The sequence below is a fragment of the Geodermatophilus pulveris genome (genome assembly GCF_900188375.1).
Lineage (GTDB): Bacteria > Actinomycetota > Actinomycetes > Mycobacteriales > Geodermatophilaceae > Geodermatophilus > Geodermatophilus pulveris.
Genome location: NZ_FZOO01000001.1, coordinates 1 through 14,499 on the forward strand (window position 1 = coordinate 1; position 14,499 = coordinate 14,499).

At 75.4% G+C, this 14,499-nt stretch carries 19 protein-coding genes; 5 read left to right on the plus strand and 14 right to left on the minus strand.

Going from position 1 to position 14,499, the window contains the following annotated elements:
- Positions 1–323 (minus strand): PRC-barrel domain-containing protein (locus CHB98_RS00005; RefSeq protein ID WP_143424905.1); only part of this gene is annotated, 323 nt, incomplete at its 3' end.
- 194 nt (positions 324–517) lie between these two features.
- On the opposite strand from CHB98_RS00005, the gene CHB98_RS00010 reads away from it, so the two are divergent.
- Positions 518–1,300: a TetR/AcrR family transcriptional regulator C-terminal domain-containing protein gene (locus tag CHB98_RS00010; RefSeq protein WP_089304164.1), complete on the plus strand. Its 783-nt coding sequence runs from the start codon at positions 518–520 to the stop codon at positions 1,298–1,300.
- A gap of 27 nt (positions 1,301–1,327) precedes the next feature.
- On the opposite strand, the gene CHB98_RS00015 is transcribed toward CHB98_RS00010, so the two are convergent.
- The 8 genes from CHB98_RS00015 to CHB98_RS00050 all read right to left on the minus strand — a co-directional run bounded on the left by CHB98_RS00015 (position 1,328) and on the right by CHB98_RS00050 (position 4,566).
- The gene (locus CHB98_RS00015) at positions 1,328–1,672 is read right to left on the minus strand and encodes an STAS domain-containing protein (protein WP_179224050.1); all 345 of its coding nucleotides are present in this window, start codon (positions 1,670–1,672) and stop codon (positions 1,328–1,330) included.
- A 127-nt stretch (positions 1,673–1,799) separates the two neighbouring features.
- Complete coding sequence (gene amaP, locus CHB98_RS00020; RefSeq protein WP_245820825.1) at positions 1,800–2,351, minus strand: alkaline shock response membrane anchor protein AmaP; 552 nt, start codon at positions 2,349–2,351, stop codon at positions 1,800–1,802.
- Positions 2,352–2,359: 8 nt separating this feature from the next.
- Positions 2,360–2,890 (minus strand): DUF6286 domain-containing protein, encoded by a 531-nt coding sequence (locus CHB98_RS00025; protein ID WP_089303583.1) that lies wholly within the window; start codon positions 2,888–2,890, stop codon positions 2,360–2,362.
- A gap of 13 nt (positions 2,891–2,903) precedes the next feature.
- Positions 2,904–3,299, minus strand: a complete 396-nt coding sequence (locus tag CHB98_RS00030; RefSeq protein WP_089303584.1) for an Asp23/Gls24 family envelope stress response protein — start codon at positions 3,297–3,299, stop codon at positions 2,904–2,906.
- The gene (locus CHB98_RS00035; RefSeq protein WP_089303585.1) at positions 3,296–3,478 is read right to left on the minus strand and encodes a hypothetical protein; all 183 of its coding nucleotides are present in this window, start codon (positions 3,476–3,478) and stop codon (positions 3,296–3,298) included. Before CHB98_RS00035 ends, CHB98_RS00030 begins: the two co-directional genes overlap by 4 nt.
- 26 nt (positions 3,479–3,504) lie before the next feature.
- The gene (locus CHB98_RS00040) at positions 3,505–3,744 is read right to left on the minus strand and encodes a hypothetical protein (RefSeq protein ID WP_089303586.1); all 240 of its coding nucleotides are present in this window, start codon (positions 3,742–3,744) and stop codon (positions 3,505–3,507) included.
- A gap of 22 nt (positions 3,745–3,766) precedes the next feature.
- Positions 3,767–4,096, minus strand: coding sequence for an Asp23/Gls24 family envelope stress response protein (locus CHB98_RS00045; protein ID WP_089303587.1), 330 nt, complete (start codon positions 4,094–4,096; stop codon positions 3,767–3,769).
- Positions 4,093–4,566 carry an Asp23/Gls24 family envelope stress response protein gene (locus CHB98_RS00050; protein ID WP_089303588.1) on the minus strand — a complete coding sequence of 158 codons (474 nt, stop codon included), beginning with the start codon at positions 4,564–4,566 and terminating at the stop codon, positions 4,093–4,095. The genes CHB98_RS00045 and CHB98_RS00050 overlap by 4 nt, the downstream gene beginning before the upstream one ends.
- 177 nt (positions 4,567–4,743) lie before the next feature.
- Between CHB98_RS00050 and CHB98_RS00055 the strand changes: the two genes are divergently transcribed.
- Positions 4,744–5,451: a hemerythrin domain-containing protein gene (locus CHB98_RS00055; RefSeq protein ID WP_089304165.1), complete on the plus strand. Its 708-nt coding sequence runs from the start codon at positions 4,744–4,746 to the stop codon at positions 5,449–5,451.
- A 57-nt stretch (positions 5,452–5,508) separates the two neighbouring features.
- On the opposite strand, the gene CHB98_RS00060 is transcribed toward CHB98_RS00055, so the two are convergent.
- Positions 5,509–6,552, minus strand: coding sequence for a YihY/virulence factor BrkB family protein (locus tag CHB98_RS00060; RefSeq protein WP_089303589.1), 1,044 nt, complete (start codon positions 6,550–6,552; stop codon positions 5,509–5,511).
- Positions 6,553–6,647: 95 nt separating this feature from the next.
- A complete protein-coding gene (locus CHB98_RS00065; protein ID WP_089303590.1) occupies positions 6,648–8,072 on the minus strand; it encodes an MFS transporter in 1,425 nt (474 codons plus the stop codon).
- Between the two features lie 187 nt (positions 8,073–8,259).
- Here CHB98_RS00065 and CHB98_RS00070 point away from each other — a divergent pair, with 187 nt between their 5' ends.
- The gene (locus CHB98_RS00070; protein WP_089303591.1) at positions 8,260–8,442 is read left to right on the plus strand and encodes a hypothetical protein; all 183 of its coding nucleotides are present in this window, start codon (positions 8,260–8,262) and stop codon (positions 8,440–8,442) included.
- A gap of 72 nt (positions 8,443–8,514) precedes the next feature.
- Here the strand turns inward: CHB98_RS00070 and CHB98_RS00075 are convergent, their stop codons facing one another.
- Positions 8,515–10,323 (minus strand): acyl-CoA dehydrogenase, encoded by a 1,809-nt coding sequence (locus tag CHB98_RS00075; protein WP_089303592.1) that lies wholly within the window; start codon positions 10,321–10,323, stop codon positions 8,515–8,517.
- A 108-nt stretch (positions 10,324–10,431) separates the two neighbouring features.
- Here CHB98_RS00075 and CHB98_RS00080 point away from each other — a divergent pair, with 108 nt between their 5' ends.
- On the plus strand, positions 10,432–10,884 hold the full coding sequence (locus tag CHB98_RS00080) for a hypothetical protein (protein ID WP_089303593.1): 453 nt from the start codon (positions 10,432–10,434) through the stop codon (positions 10,882–10,884).
- A 5-nt stretch (positions 10,885–10,889) separates the two neighbouring features.
- Positions 10,890–12,056 (plus strand): zinc-dependent alcohol dehydrogenase, encoded by a 1,167-nt coding sequence (locus CHB98_RS00085; protein ID WP_245820826.1) that lies wholly within the window; start codon positions 10,890–10,892, stop codon positions 12,054–12,056.
- 9 nt (positions 12,057–12,065) lie between these two features.
- Here CHB98_RS00085 and CHB98_RS00090 read toward each other — a convergent pair whose 3' ends face one another.
- A complete protein-coding gene (locus CHB98_RS00090) occupies positions 12,066–13,835 on the minus strand; it encodes an MDR family MFS transporter (protein WP_089303595.1) in 1,770 nt (589 codons plus the stop codon).
- Positions 13,832–14,359 carry a MarR family winged helix-turn-helix transcriptional regulator gene (locus tag CHB98_RS00095; protein WP_089303596.1) on the minus strand — a complete coding sequence of 176 codons (528 nt, stop codon included), beginning with the start codon at positions 14,357–14,359 and terminating at the stop codon, positions 13,832–13,834. The genes CHB98_RS00090 and CHB98_RS00095 overlap by 4 nt, the downstream gene beginning before the upstream one ends.
- Between the last annotated feature and the right edge of the window lie 140 nt (positions 14,360–14,499).

Genomic DNA, 14,499 nt, shown 5'->3' on the forward strand with positions numbered 1-14,499 from the left:
GACCCCTGGCCGGAGCCCAGGCCGTAGTAGCGGTAGAGCTCCTCCTCCTCCTGCGGGGAGAGGTGCCCGTCGGTGTCGACCTTCGGGGCGTCCTTGATCTTCGCCTTGTCGTACGGGAAGCGGAGCTGGTCGCCGGAGAGGTCGGCCTGCGCCAGCGGGACGAACGTCTCCTTGGTGCCGAACAGGCCGGTGTTCACCGTCGCCCACTCGGGGCGGCCGGTCTCGTCGTCGAGGTAGACCTCGGCGACCTTGCCCACCTTGTCGCCGTCGGCGTCGTAGGCGGTGGTGCCGATGACCTGGCTGATCTGCTGGTCGGTGATCACTCGTGCTCCTGTCGTGAGGTGGACGGGTGCGCGCTCCCGGCGGGCTGCTCGGCCGGGCGCCTGTACCCCTCTTCGGTGCCCGCCTGCTTACGGGGTAAACGCCCCCCGGCCGGGTCGGCCCGGTGGACGGCGGGGGCATCGCAACGGTCCGGCGGGGGTACAACAGGGGCCGGCGACCAGCGGGAGGCGTGCACGTGGCGGAGGACACCGGGCCCGGCGCCGACGGCCCGACGCAGCCCATCTGCGCCGGGGCCGTCCGCGCCTCGCTGACCCGGACGGTCCGGACCCCGCTCGACCGGCGTCGGGTGCTCACCGCGGCCATCGGCTACATCGACGAGCACGGGCTGGACGCGCTGACGATGCGCCGCCTGGGCGCCCACCTGGGCGTCGAGGGGATGGCGCTGTACCGCCACGTGACCGGCCGGGAGGACCTCCTCGACGGCGTCGTGGAGCTCGTCATCGACGCCCTGTACGGCGACCCGGACGTGTACCTGACGCCCGAGTACGGCTGGCAGGACTACCTCCAGCGGCTGGCGCACGGGGTGCGCCGGATGGCCATCGCCCACCCGGAGGTCTTCCCGCTGGTCGCCACCCGGCCACCGGCCGCGCCGTGGGTGCGGCCACCGCTGCGCAGCCTGCGCTGGCTGGACTCCTTCCTCGACGCCCTCACCAGCCACGGGTTCAGCGACGAGGCCGCGGTGGCCGCCTACCGGGCGTACACGAGCTTCCTGCTCGGCCACCTGCTGCTGGAGGTCTCCCAGCGCGGGGTGCCGATCAGCCCGCTGGACGACGCCGACGCCGACGCCTCGCCGCCCGCCGACGGCCGCTCGCTCGCCGAGTTCCCGCACGTCCGCCGGCTGGCCCACCTGCTGGCCGAGGACGAGTCGGCCACGGAGTTCGAGGAGTCGCTGGAGAACCTGCTCGAGCGCCTGGCGCGGATGCTGCGCGAGTCCGAGCGTCCCGGCTCGCCGGTCTGAGCGACCCCGCGCCGGTGGGTGGGACGGTCAGTCGGCCACGACGTCGAACAGGCCGGCCACCCCGGTCAGGCGCAGCACCTGCAGCACCGCCCGCGACGGGTTGCGCAGCTCGGGGCGGCCGCCGGCCCGGCGGTGCGACTCCGTCTCGCGCACCAGCAACGCCACCCCGGCGGAGTTGAGGAAGGCGGCGGCCGAGGCATCCACCGCGACGACGGCGCCCTGCGGCCGGCCGTCGACCCCGGGGCGGTCGCGGTCCCACCGGGCCACGGTCGCGGAGTCGACCTCGCCCGCCAGGTGCAGGACCAGGCCGCCGGTCCCGGGTTCCAGCCGGACGGCACCCGGGGGGTGGGGCGGCACGGAGCTGGGGATCACGGGACCTCCGGTCAGGTGGGCGCACGGCGGCCGGTGCTGGGCCAGGCGTCGTTTACAGGGTAAACGCACGCCGGGCCACCGTGGTGGGCCGGTTCCTCCGGGGCTGGGCGGCCCGTCGTCCCGCTCCTCAGCGCAGGCCGCGGCTCCCCGCGCGGCGGCCCGGCCGCAGCTCGACGTCCACCGGCAGGTCGGGGTCGTCGACCGCCTGCCGGGCGTGCGCGACGACCCGGTCCTCCAGCACCCGGCGGACCTCGGCGACGTCGGCGTGGTCGGCGAGCTCGACGGCGACCCGCAGGGTGCGGACGCGGTCCTCGACGAGGCGCGCCGAGGCGCCGAGCACCCCGCGCAGCGACCGGGCCTCGGCCTCGACGGCGTCGGTGAGGGCGCCGGCGTGCACGACGGTGCGCCCGTCGCGGTCGTCGCGGGTCAGGTCCAGCCGGCTCACCCGCGTGGTGTGCAGCTGGGCCAGCAGCCAGCGCAGCGCCAGCAGGGCGACCAGCAGGCAGCCGCCGGCGACGGCCCACCAGAACCACGGCTCCCCCGCGAGGCCGCGCACCTGCTCGGGCAGCACCGGCGGCGGGTCGCCGAAGGCGCCGAAGCCGGCCGCCAGCCCGACGCCGCCACCGCCGAGCAGCAGCAGGCCGAGCAGGGCCAGGACGGTGCGGTTGGCGGTGTCCACGCGGCGGCTCACCGGCCGGCCCCCGTCGAGACGGTGACGCGCGGCCGCAGGGTGCCGGACAGGCCGAGCTCCTCCAGCCGCTCGGTGACCGCCCCGGTCACCCTCGACTGCAGGTCCCCCGGGTCGCGCAGCGCGGTGGCCGCCCGCACCCGCACGGTCCGGCGGCGGGCCCGCACCGTCGCGTCGCGGACGCCGTCCGGCCGGGTGGCCGCGGCACGCAGCGTGCGCTCGATGCCCTTCCGGGACGCCGTCGTGCGCACCGACGGCACCCGCGGGGGCAGCGGCAGGGCGCCGGGGCGGCCGCGGCGCAGCGCCGGGACCAGCAGCACCAGCCCGAGGACCACCGCGCCGGCGAGCGCCGCGCGGACGACCGCCGAGCGGAGGGTCCGACCGGCCAGCCAGGCGGTCCAGTCCGGGTGCGGCACCAGCCAGGGCTCCTGGCCGAGCGCGGCCAGGACGATCTCGGCGACGGCCAGCAGGCCGCCGAGCAGCAGGGCCAGGGCCAGCACGGTGGCCAGGAGCCGGTTCAGCACGGTCATCGCCGTCCTCCGCTCACCGGACGCGCCGCGCGGGCGCGCCGGCGGCCACGAAGTCGACGACGTCGACGTCGACGTGCGCCACCTCGACGCCGGTGACGCGGAGGACCTCGGCGCGGATGCCGGCGCGCAGCGCGTCGGTCACCTCGCGCACCGACCGCGGCCAGGCCACCGCGACGGTCGCCGCCACGGTGGCCACGGAGCCGTGGACGGTGGCCCGGACGGCGGCCTCGGCGTCCGGGCGGGACTCCCCGACGGGGATGCCCAGCAGCCGGCGCGGCGCGGCGGCCGCGCCGTCGACCCGGGTGGCGGCATGGCCCGCGACCCGCTCGACCACGCGGTCGGCGACGGTCAGGCGGCCGCGCTCCTCCGGCGGCCGGGCGTGCGGGGCGTCGTCGGCCGGGCCGGTCACCGGCCCGGTCCCCGGCCGCCCAGGTAGGGCGTGAGGTCCAGCTGGCCTGTGACGACCCGGCCGACGAGGGCGCCGACCACGCCCAGGACGGCCGTGCCGACGAAGGCGTCGAAGCCGCCGACGACCCAGGCGAGGCCGAGCAGCAGACCGGTGAACAGACCCACCACGGTGGGGGGCATGGCGGTACCTCCAGGGGATCGGGGGCTCACACGACGCGGCGTGGAGCGGGGGAGCGGCGCGCGCGCCACCAGGCGAGCACCCGGCGGGCGCCGCGGGGACGGTGCACGAAGCGGACCTCGGCGCCGGCCAGGGCCGACGCCGGCCGGGACTCCCAGGCCCGCAGCGTGCGCAGGAACTGCTCGGCGTCCCCGCCGAGGTCGGGGTGGTGCCGGCGCAGCTCCGCGCGCCAGCGTCGCCGCTCGTCGGGGGACGGGGACGACGTCATGGCAGGGGTGCTCCTGGCGGGGTCAGGCCGACGGTCCGGGCGGCAGCGCCGGCGGCTCGTCCTCGGGCAACTGCAGGTCGGCGACGTGCACGTCGACCGGCCGGCCGCCGGCCAGCGGCTCCACCCGCGTCCGCACCTGCTCGGCGAGCACGGGGACCGGGACGCCCCGGGCCACGACGACGCTCACGGTGACCCGCTCGTCGGTGAGCTGCACCCCGTCGACGCGGCGGCCCGGGAGCAGGGTCACCACCGGGCGCGGGCCGCCGGCGTGCAGCCCGGTCACCCCCGGCGCGGTGCGGACCGCGGCGGCGATGACCTCGGCGGCGTCGGTGGGGTCGGGGCCGGACGTCACTGGACCCGCACGAGCTCCTGCTGCTGACCCTGGTCGTCGGTCGGCAGGTGGATGTCGTTGACGGCGATGTTGACCTCGGTCACCTGCAGGCCGGTCATCCCCTCGACGGCGTTGACCACGTTGCGCCGCACGGAGCGGGCGATCTCGGCGATGGGGGCGCCGTACTCGGTGACGATGTCCAGGTCGACGGCGGCCTGCTTCTCGCCGACCTCGACCGACACGCCCTGGCCGATCGCCTGGGTGCCGCCGGGGATGCGCTCCTTGAGCGCACCGAAGGCCCGCGCGGCGCCACCGCCCAGGGCGTACACGCCGGACACCTCCCGGGCGGCCAGCCCGGCGATCTTCTGCACGACGCCGTCGGCGATCGTGGTGTTGCCCTGGCTGGTCTGCAGCGCCGACGGGGAGGCGGTCTGACTGAGGGCGGTCGAGGTGGTCGTGCTGCCCGTGGTGGTGCCCGTGGACTGGGTCATGGCGTGCCTTCCTGTCGCGGGTCGGGGGACCCTCGACTCGTCCCCACCGCGTTTCGGACGCAAACCACTGGATGGCGCGCCATGGGATTTGCTGCGGGTGCGGGCCGGGCCGGTGCATGGCCCGGGTGACCGGTGGGCACCGGAGGGGGCCCCATCCGCACCCGGGAGGTGCCCACGGTGACCCGTTCCATCGCCGACCAGTCCCTGTCCGAGCTCGGCGGCCCGGGCAGCGTCCTGGCCCGCCAGCGCGCGGACCACGTCCGGCTGGACCGGCTGCTGCACGAGCTGGACGGCACGACCGGCCGCGCGCAGGAGGAGGTGCTCACCCGCATCGACCGGCTGGTGTTCAGCCACGCCTTCGCCGAGGAGACCGTGCTGTGGCCGGTCATGCGCCGGGTCCTGCCGGACGGCGACGAGCTCACCCGGCGCGTGGAGGAGGAGCACCAGGAGGTCAACGAGCTGGTCACCGAGCTGGAGACGCTGGCGCACGACGACCCGCGGCGCGCGCAGCGGCTGGCCCGGCTGGTGGAGGTGCTGCAGGAGGACGTCCGCGACGAGGAGGACCTGCTGCTCCCGCGCCTGCAGGAGCGGCTGGACGCCGGCGAGCTGCGGGCGCTGGGCCGGCGGTGGGAGTTGGTGCGCCGGATCTCCCCGACCCGGCCGCACCCGACGGTCTCCCGCCGCCCGCCGGGCAACGTGCTGTCGGCCCTGCCCCTGTCCGCGCTGGACCGCACCCGCGACGCCGTCGACGCCGTCGCCCGCCGGGTGCCGGCGCCGGTGGCGCCCGCCGGTGAGCTGGTCAGCCGCGGGCTGGCCGGGCTCGCCGGCCTGGTCGAGCGGACCCGCCCGGCCCGCCGCGGCGACGGCCCGCCGACCGCGCGCTGACCCCACGCACGCCGGTGGCCCCCTCCCGTTCGGGAGGGGGCCACCGGGCGGCCGTCCTCAATGCGTGTTGCGGTCCTTCGGCTCGGCGCGGGCGTCGAGCTGGATCTCCTTCTCGGCCAGCGGGACGCCCTCCTTGAGCTCCTTGGTGCGCTCGATCTCGGCGTCGAGCTCGATGCCGAACAGCAGCGCCAGGTTGGTCAGCCAGAACCACACCAGGAAGACGATGACGCCGGCCAGGGTGCCGTACGTGGCGTTGTAGTTGCTGAAGTTGGCCACGTAGAAGGCGAACAACGCCGAGGCGCCGGCCCAGACCAGCAGCGCGACGGCCGCGCCCGGGCTGGTGAAGCGGAAGCCGCGCAGCTTCACGTTGGGCGCGAAGTAGTACAGCGTGGCGATCATCAACGCGACCAGCACGACGACGACCGGCCACTTGGCCCAGCTCCAGACGGTCACCACCGCGGACGGCAGGCCGATGGCGCCGGCGACGGCGTCGACGACCGGGCCGCTGAGCACCAGCATGGCCACGATCAGCGCGGCGAACAGCACGCCGATCAGGGTGACCAGCAGCTGCAGCGGCTTGAGCTTCCAGACCTTGCGGCCCTCGGGCGTCTCGTAGACCACGTTGGCCGCCCGGGAGAACGCGCCCACGTAGCCCGACGCCGACCAGATGGCGGCGGCCAGACCGAGGAGCAGGCCGAGACCGGCGGTGCCGGTGTTCCCGGCGATCTGCTGGATGACCGGGTTCAGGGTGTCCGCGGCCTGCGCCGGGACCACCGCGGTGAGCGCGTCGGTGAGCTGCTGCGGGTCGGTCAGCAGGCCGACGATGGACAGCAACGCGATCAGCGCCGGGAACAGCGCCAGGGTGCCGTAGTAGGTGAGCGCGGCCGCCCAGTCGGTGAGGTTGTCCTCGCTGAACTCCGTCAGCGTCCGCTTCAGCGTGCCGCCGGTCGTCGGCTTGCCCTCGGCGCCCTGCGGGGCGCTGTCCAGGCGGGTGTCGTTGACCTTGGGGTCGTCGGGGGCGGGGTCCCCGGCACGGTTGCCGGAGAACCGAGTGTCCTGGGCCGCGGTACTGCTGCCGCGGGGGCCGGTGGAGCGGGCCATCGTCAGTCCTCCGGTCGGTGGGTGGAGACCCTCGTGGTGCCCAGCATGATCGCGGTCCATGCGGACCGTCGGTGTGTCGCCACCCGTTCGTGACGTCAGGGCGCCGCCCGCGCGCCCGGCACCGGCACCCGCCGTCCGACCAGGGTGACCGCGACGACGGCGGCCGCGCTGCCCGCACCGAGCAGGGCGACCGCGGTGAAGGCGCCGGGGGAGGGCGAGCCGGTCGCGCCCGTCCCGGCGGCGAGGACCGCGACGGTGACCGTGCTGCCGACGGCCTGGCCCACCGACCGGGCGATCGAGTTCACCGCGTTGGCCACCCCCGTCTCCTCCGGGCGGACCGCGGCCACCACCAGCGCCGGCAGCGCGGCGTACGCCACGGTCACCCACAGCTGGGTGAGCAGGCCCGCGGCCACCACCTGGGCCGGGCTGTCGCGCAGCACCGCGAACAGGCCGAACCCGGCCACCCCGCACACGGCACCGGCGCGCAGCGTGGTCAGCGCCCCGGCCCGCGCCACGACGCGCCCGGCGACCGGGCCGAGCAGGACGCCGGCCAGCCCGCCGGGCAGCAGGTAGACGAGGGCGGCCTCCAGCACCGAGGCGCCGAACCCGTAGCCGGCCGTCCCCGGCGGTGTCTGCACGTACTGCAGGACGGCGAGGAAGGAGGTGAACAGGCCCACCCCGGTCACCAGCCCGGCCAGGTTGGGGACCACGACCCGCGGGTCGGCCAGCAGGGCCGGGCGGACCAGCGGCTCGGCCCGCCGCCGCTGCAACAGCACCCAGCCGGGCAGGACGAGCGCGGCCGCGGCCAGGCAGCCCAGCGTCCCCGGCGATGCCCACCCCCACGCGTTGCCCTGCGACACCGGCAGCAGCAGGAGCACCAGCCCGGCGGCCAGCACGGCGGCGCCGGTCCAGTCGACCCGCCCCGACCCGGTGGCCGGGCGGCGGGGCAGCAGCACGGCGGTCAGCACCAGGGTGACCACGCAGACGACCAGGCCGATCCAGAAGGGGCGGTGGTAGTCCGCGCCGTCCCGGGTGAGCACCCCGGCGGCCACCAGCCCGACGACGCCGCCCACCGCCAGCGTGCTGCTGACCACCGACATCGCCACGCCCAGCCGGGCCGCGGGCAGCTCCCGGCGCAGCACGCTGATCGCCAGGGGGAACACGCCGTAGGAGGCGCCCTGGAGCACCCGGGCCACGAGCAGCAGCGGCAGCGAGGCGGTGACCAGGGCCAGCAGCGTGCCGACGGTCATGACGGCGAGCACGCCGAGCAGCACCGGCCGCTCGCCCCAGGTGTCGCCGAGGCGGCCCAGCACCGGCGTCGCGACGGCGGCGGCCAGCAGGTTGGCCGTCAGCACCCAGCCGGCGGCGTTGGCCGAGACCCCGAGCTGCGCGGCGATCGCCGGCAGCAGCGGGACCACGAGGCTCTGCAGCAGCGACAGCGCCGTCGTCCCGAGCGCCAGGACGGCGACCAGCGCGCCCGGCCGCGGCGCCGGCCGCCCCGGGTCGGCGGCGCGGGACACCCGGCGATCAGACCACGGGCACCGACACGCGGGTGCGGCCGCCCGTCGCCGTGGGTTCGCTCACACGCCACCCGGTGGACGCCCGGGGGGACGGTTGAGCAGCCACGCTGGTGGGCAGACCCGCTCCGACGACGACGTGCCGCCAGGGCCCCGCCCGGTGGCGACATCCAGCACGGAGGAATGACTGATGGTGCTGTGGCCGACCGTGACCCTCATCGGGTTCGTGGTCCTGACCGCACTCGTGATCGTGATGGGGACCTCCTCCACGGCACGCTACGAACGGGAGCAGCGCGCGGCGAAGGCCGTCCCGGCCTCCCCGGGCACCACCCGGACCACGACCGCCGAACCGGTGGGCGCCCGCGCCGCGTAGCGGGGGCCGATCCACGACCCGCGCCCCGCGTCTCCCGTCCGGAGCCGCGGGGCGCGGTGCGTCCTGGGGTCGCTACAGCCAGGCCTGGTCGGTGTCCAGGACGGTGCGGTCCAGCGACTCCAGCAGGTCGAACTGGACGCGGGTGCGCGGCAGCTCCCACCGCCAGAAGTAGCGGGCCGCGGCGCGCTTGCCCTCGGCGAAGGCGTCGGTGGAGCCCTCGCAGGCCAGCGCCTGCTCCAGCCACAGCCAGGCGACCACGAGGTGGCCGGCGGCCTCCAGGTAGACGCTGGCGTTGGCCAGCGCGAGGTCCGGGTCGCCGGGACCCCACAGTGTCGCGGTCACCGAGCCCAGCCGGGCCACCGCGGCGTCCAGGTCCGCGGCGAAGGACGCCCAGGGCGTGCCGGCGGCGCGCGCCGTCGTCGCGGTGATCGTCTCCCCGAGCAGCCGGAGCCCGGCGCCGCCCTGGGCGACCACCTTGCGGCCGAGCAGGTCCAGGGCCTGGATGCCGTTGGTGCCCTCGTGGATCGGGTTGAGCCGGTTGTCCCGGTAGAACTGCTCGACCGGGTAGTCGCGGGTGTACCCGTAGCCGCCGTGCACCTGGATCGCCAGGTCGTCGGCGACCGGGCCCCACTGGGACGGCCACGCCTTGGCGATCGGGGTGAGCGTGTCCAGCAGGAGGTGGGCGCGGGTGCGGTCGTCGGCGGTCTCCGCGGTCTGCTCCTCGTCGACCAGCCGCGCGCAGTACAGGCCCAGGGCCAGCCCGCCTTCCGCGTAGGACTTCGCCGCCAGCAGCATCCGCCGCACGTCGGGGTGCTCGACGATCGGCGTCGCCGGGGAGGCGGCGTCCGTGGGCGCCATGGCCTTGGCGCCGGCCCGCCGCCCCTGGGTGCGGGTGCGGGCGTAGTCGAGGGCGTGCAGGTAGCCGGTGTAGCCGAGCACGGTCGCGCCCATGCCGACGCCGATCCGCGCCTCGTTCATCATGTGGAACATGTAGGACAGCCCGCGGTGCGGCTCGCCCACGAGGTACCCGACCGCGCCCGGCCGCCCGCCCGGGGTGTGCACGCCCTCGCCGAAGTTGAGCAGCGTGTTGGTCGTCCCCCGGTAGCCCATCTTGTGGTTCAGGCCGGCCAGCACGACGTCGTTGCGCTCGCCGAGCGAGCCGTCGGCGTCGACCAGGACCTTGGGCACGATGAACAGCGAGATGCCCTTCACCCCGGGCGGCCCGCCGGGGATCTTGGCCAGCACCAGGTGGACGATGTTCTCGGTCAGCTCGTGGTCGCCGCCGGAGATCCACATCTTGTTGCCGAACAGCCGGTACGTGCCGTCGTCCTGCGGGACGGCCTTCGTCGTGATGTCGGCCAGCGAGGAGCCGGCCTGCGGCTCCGACAGCGCCATCGTGCCGAACCAGCGGCCCTCGATCTCCGGGCGCACGTAGGTGTCGATCTGCTCCCGGCTGCCGTGGGCGAGCAGCAGCCGGGCATTGCCCATGGTGAGGAACGGGTAGGCCGACGTGCCGACGTTGGCCGCCTTGAACCAGGCGAACACCGCCTGCCCGACGACGTGCGGCAGCTGCAGCCCGCCGTACTCCTCGTCGAACTCCCCGGCCATCAGCCCGGCCTCGACGAACACGTCGAGGGCCCGCTTCACCTCGGGCACCATCACGACGCGGCCGTCGACCATGCGCGGCTCGTTCTCGTCGGCGGTGCGGTTGTGCGGGGCGAAGTGCTCGGTGGCGATCTGCTCGGCGAGGTCGAGCACCGCGTCGAAGGTCTCCCGGGAGTGCTCGGCGTACCGCGGCCGCTTGACCAGCGACTCCACGTCCAGCCACTCGTGCAGCAGGAAGTCCAGGTCGCGGCGGGACAGGATCAGCGACGAGCGCACGACGGGCCTCCGGGGACGGCGGTGGGCGGGCGACCCGGCCACAGTAGGCCGGTTGCGGGCGGGGACGGCCGGGGTAGGGGCGGACGACTGACCCCTGGAGGACCCTCGATGGCGAACTCGCTGCTCTCCCGCGCCGCCGACGCCGGCGGCGCCCTGCTCGGCCGGTTGCAGAGCGTGCGGCTGCCCGGCGTCGGCACCGCGTCGGCCAAGGACGACCCGGCCACCGCCGCCCGGCGGTGGCGCGCGGTCACGGTGCTCGCCGACCCCGGCCGGCTCACCGAGCTGCCGGCCCCGCTGGCCGCGCTCGGCGACCGGGTGGAGACCCGGGTGATCCCCGCGCCCGGCGACAAGGGCACCGAGCTGGCCGCCCGGTACCGCGGGCCGGCCACCGACGAGGACATCGGCCGGCTGCGGCAGGCGCTGCGCGAGGCCAAGCAGCTGGTCGAGGTGGGCGAGGTGCTGCGGATGGACCCCCGCCCGCACGGCGAGCGGGCGCAGACCCCCGGCGGCCGGCTGCTGGACGGCGCGGTGGCGGCCTCGCGACGGGAGGGTGTGCTGTGAGGGCGGTGACCTGGACCGGGATCAACCAGCTGTCCGTGGAGGACGTGCCCGAGCCGCAGCTGCTCAACGACCACGACGTCATCCTCAAGGTCACCCGCACCACCACGTGCGGGTCGGACCTGCACCTGCTGTCCGGCTACATCCCGTTCATGCGGGCCGGCGACGTCATCGGCCACGAGTTCATGGGCGAGGTCGTCGAGGTCGGCAAGGGCGTCCGCGACCGCAGGGTCGGCGACCGGGTCGTCGTCGCCTCGTTCGTGTCCTGCGGCGCCTGCTGGTACTGCCACCACGAGCTGTACTCGCTGTGCGACAACAGCAACCCCAACCCCGGGATCACCGAGGGCCTGTGGGGCCAGGCGATCGGCGGCTGCCTGGGCTACTCGCACGCCGTGGGCGGCTACGCCGGCAGCCACGCGGAGTACATGCGGGTGCCCTTCGCCGACGTCGGCAGCTTCGTCGTCCCCGACGGCGTCCCCGACGACCGCGCGCTGTTCGCCTCCGACGCCGCCTCCACCGCCTTCACCGGCGTCGACCTCGCCGGCGTGCAGCCCGGGGACACGGTGGCCGTCTGGGGCGCCGGCGCGGTCGGGCAGATGGCCGCCCGGCTGTCGTCGATCGTGGGCGCCGAGCGGGTGTTCGTCGTCGACCGCTTCCCCGAGCGGCTGGCCCAGGCCCGGACCCACGCGGGCGCGGAGACCATCGACTACACCACCACCGACGTCGCCGCGGAGCTGCGCGAGCACACCGGCGGCCGCGGGCCGGACGTGTGCATCGAGGCCGTCGGGATGGAGGCGCACAGCCCCGGCCCGCAGGGCGCCTACGACGCGGTCAAGCAGCAGCTGCGACTGCAGACCGACCGGCCGTCGGCCGTCCGCGAGGCGATCATGGCCTGCCGCAAGGGGGGCAGTGTGTTCACCCTCGGCGTCTTCGCCGCGATGGTGGACAAGTTCCCGCTCGGCGCGGTGATGAACAAGGGGCTGACCCTGCGCGGGGCCCAGGTGCACGGGCCGCGCTACATCCCGCGGCTGCTCGAGCTGATGGACCGCGGCGAGCTGGTCACCGAGCACCTGGCCACGCACGTGCTCCCGCTGGAGGAGGCCCCGCGCGGTTACGAGCTGTTCAAGGAGAAGGCCGACGGCTGCGTGCGGGCGGTGTTCACGCCGCACGGCTGACCGGGCGGGTCAGCGGGTCGCGGCGTCCCCGGGACGGCCGGCCGGGGGAGCGGTGGACGTCGGGGCGGCGGCGCCGACCGCCTGGCGCACCTGCTCGTCGGCGTCCTCGGCGTCCGGGGCGCCGGCGGTCTGCTCGGCGGCCTCCCGCGCCGCCTGGATGCCGGACTTGTCCGACAGCTCCAGCTGCGGCAGGAACAGGAACACGAGGAACCCGACCGCCGCCGCGGCCGCCGCGATGAGGAACACCAGGTCCAACGAGTCAGAGAACCCGACCTTGAACGGCAGGGCGAGGTACCCCGGGAGCTCCTGGATGAACGAGGTGTCCGACAGGGCCTCCCCGACCGGCAGCTGACCGCTCTGCGCGGCCTGGGCCACCCGCGGGTCACCGGCCGCCGCCGCCGCGACCGACTCCTCGATCTCCACCGGCAGCCGGCTGAACAGCACCGAGAGCAGCGCGGCGGTGCCGACCGTGGCACCCATCTGGCGGAAGAAGGTCACCGAGGAGGTGGCCACGCCCAGCTGGCTCGGCGGCACGGCGTTCTGCACCGCGAGGACGGCCGGCTGGAAGTTGAACCCGAGCCCCACCCCGAGCGCGACCATGAACGGCACGAGCACCCAGACCGAGGTCTCGGCGCCGACGACGAAGGACAGCGACAGCAGGGCCGCGGTCATCAGCGCGGTGCCGAGCAGCGGGAACACCCGGTACCGGCCGGTCCGCGAGATCCTGAGGCCCGAGCTCATCGCGCCGATCATGATGCCGAGCACCAGCGGGATCATCTGCAGCCCGGCGACGGTGGCGCTGGAGCCCTGCACGATCTGCAGGTACTGGGGGAGCAGCAGCAGGCCGCCGAACATGGCGGCGCCGACGACCACGCTGCCGAGGGTGGCGACGGTGAAGCTGCGGTTGCGGAACAGCCCCAGCGGCAGCAGCGCCTCCTCGCGGTAGGCCCGCTCGATCGCGACGAACAGCGCGAAGCCGAGGGCGCCGACGGCGTAGCAGAGCAGCGCGCGACCCGACGTCCAGCCCCACAGCCGGCCCTGCTCGGCGATGACCAGCAGCGGCACGACGAAGGTGACCAGCGCCAGCGCGCCCGGCCAGTCGACGCGGTGCTCGCGGCGCACGTGCGGCAGGTGCAGCACGCGGTAGACGGCGGCGAACGCCAGCGCGCCCAGCGGCACGTTGACGAGGAAGATCCAGCGCCAGCCGTCCAGCCCGAACAGCGAGCCCTGGCCGGCGAAGAACCCGCCGATGACCGGGCCCAGCACGCTGGACATGCCGAAGACGGCCATGAAGTAGCCCTGGTACCGGGAGCGCTGCCGCGGCGGCACGATGTCGCCGATGATCGCCAGGGCCAGCGACATCAGCCCGCCGGCGCCGGCGCCCTGGACCGCCCGGTAGGCGGCCAGCTGGTACATCGAGTCGGCCAGGCCGCACAGCACCGAGCCGACGACGAACAGGGCGATCGCGAAGAGGTAGAACGGCCGGCGGCCGTAGATGTCCGACAGCTTCCCGTACAGCGGCGTGGAGATCGTCGAGGTGATGAGGAAGGCCGTGGTCGCCCAGACCTGCAGGTCGTAGCCCTGCAGGTCGTCGGCGATGGTGCGGATCGCCGTGGAGACGATGGTCTGGTCCAGGGCCGCGAGGAACATCGCGACCATCAGCCCGGCGACGATGGTGAGGATCTGCCGGTGGCTGAAGACGCCGTGCTCGTCGGGCTCCCGGGCCGCCGCGGCGGCGGCCCCGCGGTCGACCGCGGGCGTGCTGGTGCTGTGGCTCATGACTTCTCTCTGGGGGACGCGTCGACCGGCACGGTGTGCGGCTCGGCGGGGAGGGAGGCGGAGAGGTCGTCGAGGAGGCGACCGAAGAGGCGGGCCAGGGTGCCCAGGTCCGCGGCCGTCCACCCGGCGGTGGCCCGGGCCAGGTGCGCCTCCCGCTCGGCGCGGACCTGCGCCATGGCCCGGCGGCCGGCGTCGGTGACGACCAGCCGGCTGGCCCGGCCGTCGGTCTCGTCGGCGACCCGGCGGACCAGGCCCTGCTCGATGAGTGCTGCGACGTGCCGGCTGACCGTCGACGGGTCGGCGTGCACGAGCTCGGCGAGCGCGCTCTGGCGCAGCGGCCCGACCCGCTCCAGGGGGAACAGCAGGGTCAGCGCCGCGCGGTCCCGCCCCTCGGCGGACGGGGAGCTCTTGAGCGCGTGCACCAGCCGGATGAAGCGCGGCAGCTGCTCGCCGAGGGTGCGCAGGTCGGTGAGGCGGTCGTCCCCGGGTGCCGCGGGGCCGGGCACGGGCGGGGGCGGCGGCACGGGCACTCCGGGGGGACGGCGGGACGGAACACGTGCAGCGTACAACCGGTTGTGATGATCAAGCAACTAGTTGCACGGCGCACGCAAGTGGCCCGGCACACGTCCGACGGCCGGCCGCCGGTGCGATCCTGGAGCGGCAC

What these genes read in the sequence shown, in the direction of transcription:
- CHB98_RS00025 (WP_089303583.1), bottom strand. Translation starts at nt 2,890, where the DNA reads ATGACCGTGCTGAACCGGCTCCTGGCCACCGTGCTGGCCCTGGCCCTG.
- CHB98_RS00035 (WP_089303585.1), bottom strand. Translation starts at nt 3,478, where the DNA reads ATGCCCCCCACCGTGGTGGGTCTGTTCACCGGTCTGCTGCTCGGCCTC.
- CHB98_RS00040 (WP_089303586.1), bottom strand. Translation starts at nt 3,744, where the DNA reads ATGACGTCGTCCCCGTCCCCCGACGAGCGGCGACGCTGGCGCGCGGAG.
- CHB98_RS00050 (WP_089303588.1), bottom strand. Translation starts at nt 4,566, where the DNA reads ATGACCCAGTCCACGGGCACCACCACGGGCAGCACGACCACCTCGACC.
- CHB98_RS00060 (WP_089303589.1), bottom strand. Translation starts at nt 6,552, where the DNA reads ATGGCCCGCTCCACCGGCCCCCGCGGCAGCAGTACCGCGGCCCAGGAC.
- CHB98_RS00070 (WP_089303591.1), top strand. Translation starts at nt 8,260, where the DNA reads ATGGTGCTGTGGCCGACCGTGACCCTCATCGGGTTCGTGGTCCTGACC.
- CHB98_RS00080 (WP_089303593.1), top strand. Translation starts at nt 10,432, where the DNA reads ATGGCGAACTCGCTGCTCTCCCGCGCCGCCGACGCCGGCGGCGCCCTG.
- CHB98_RS00090 (WP_089303595.1), bottom strand. Translation starts at nt 13,835, where the DNA reads ATGAGCCACAGCACCAGCACGCCCGCGGTCGACCGCGGGGCCGCCGCC.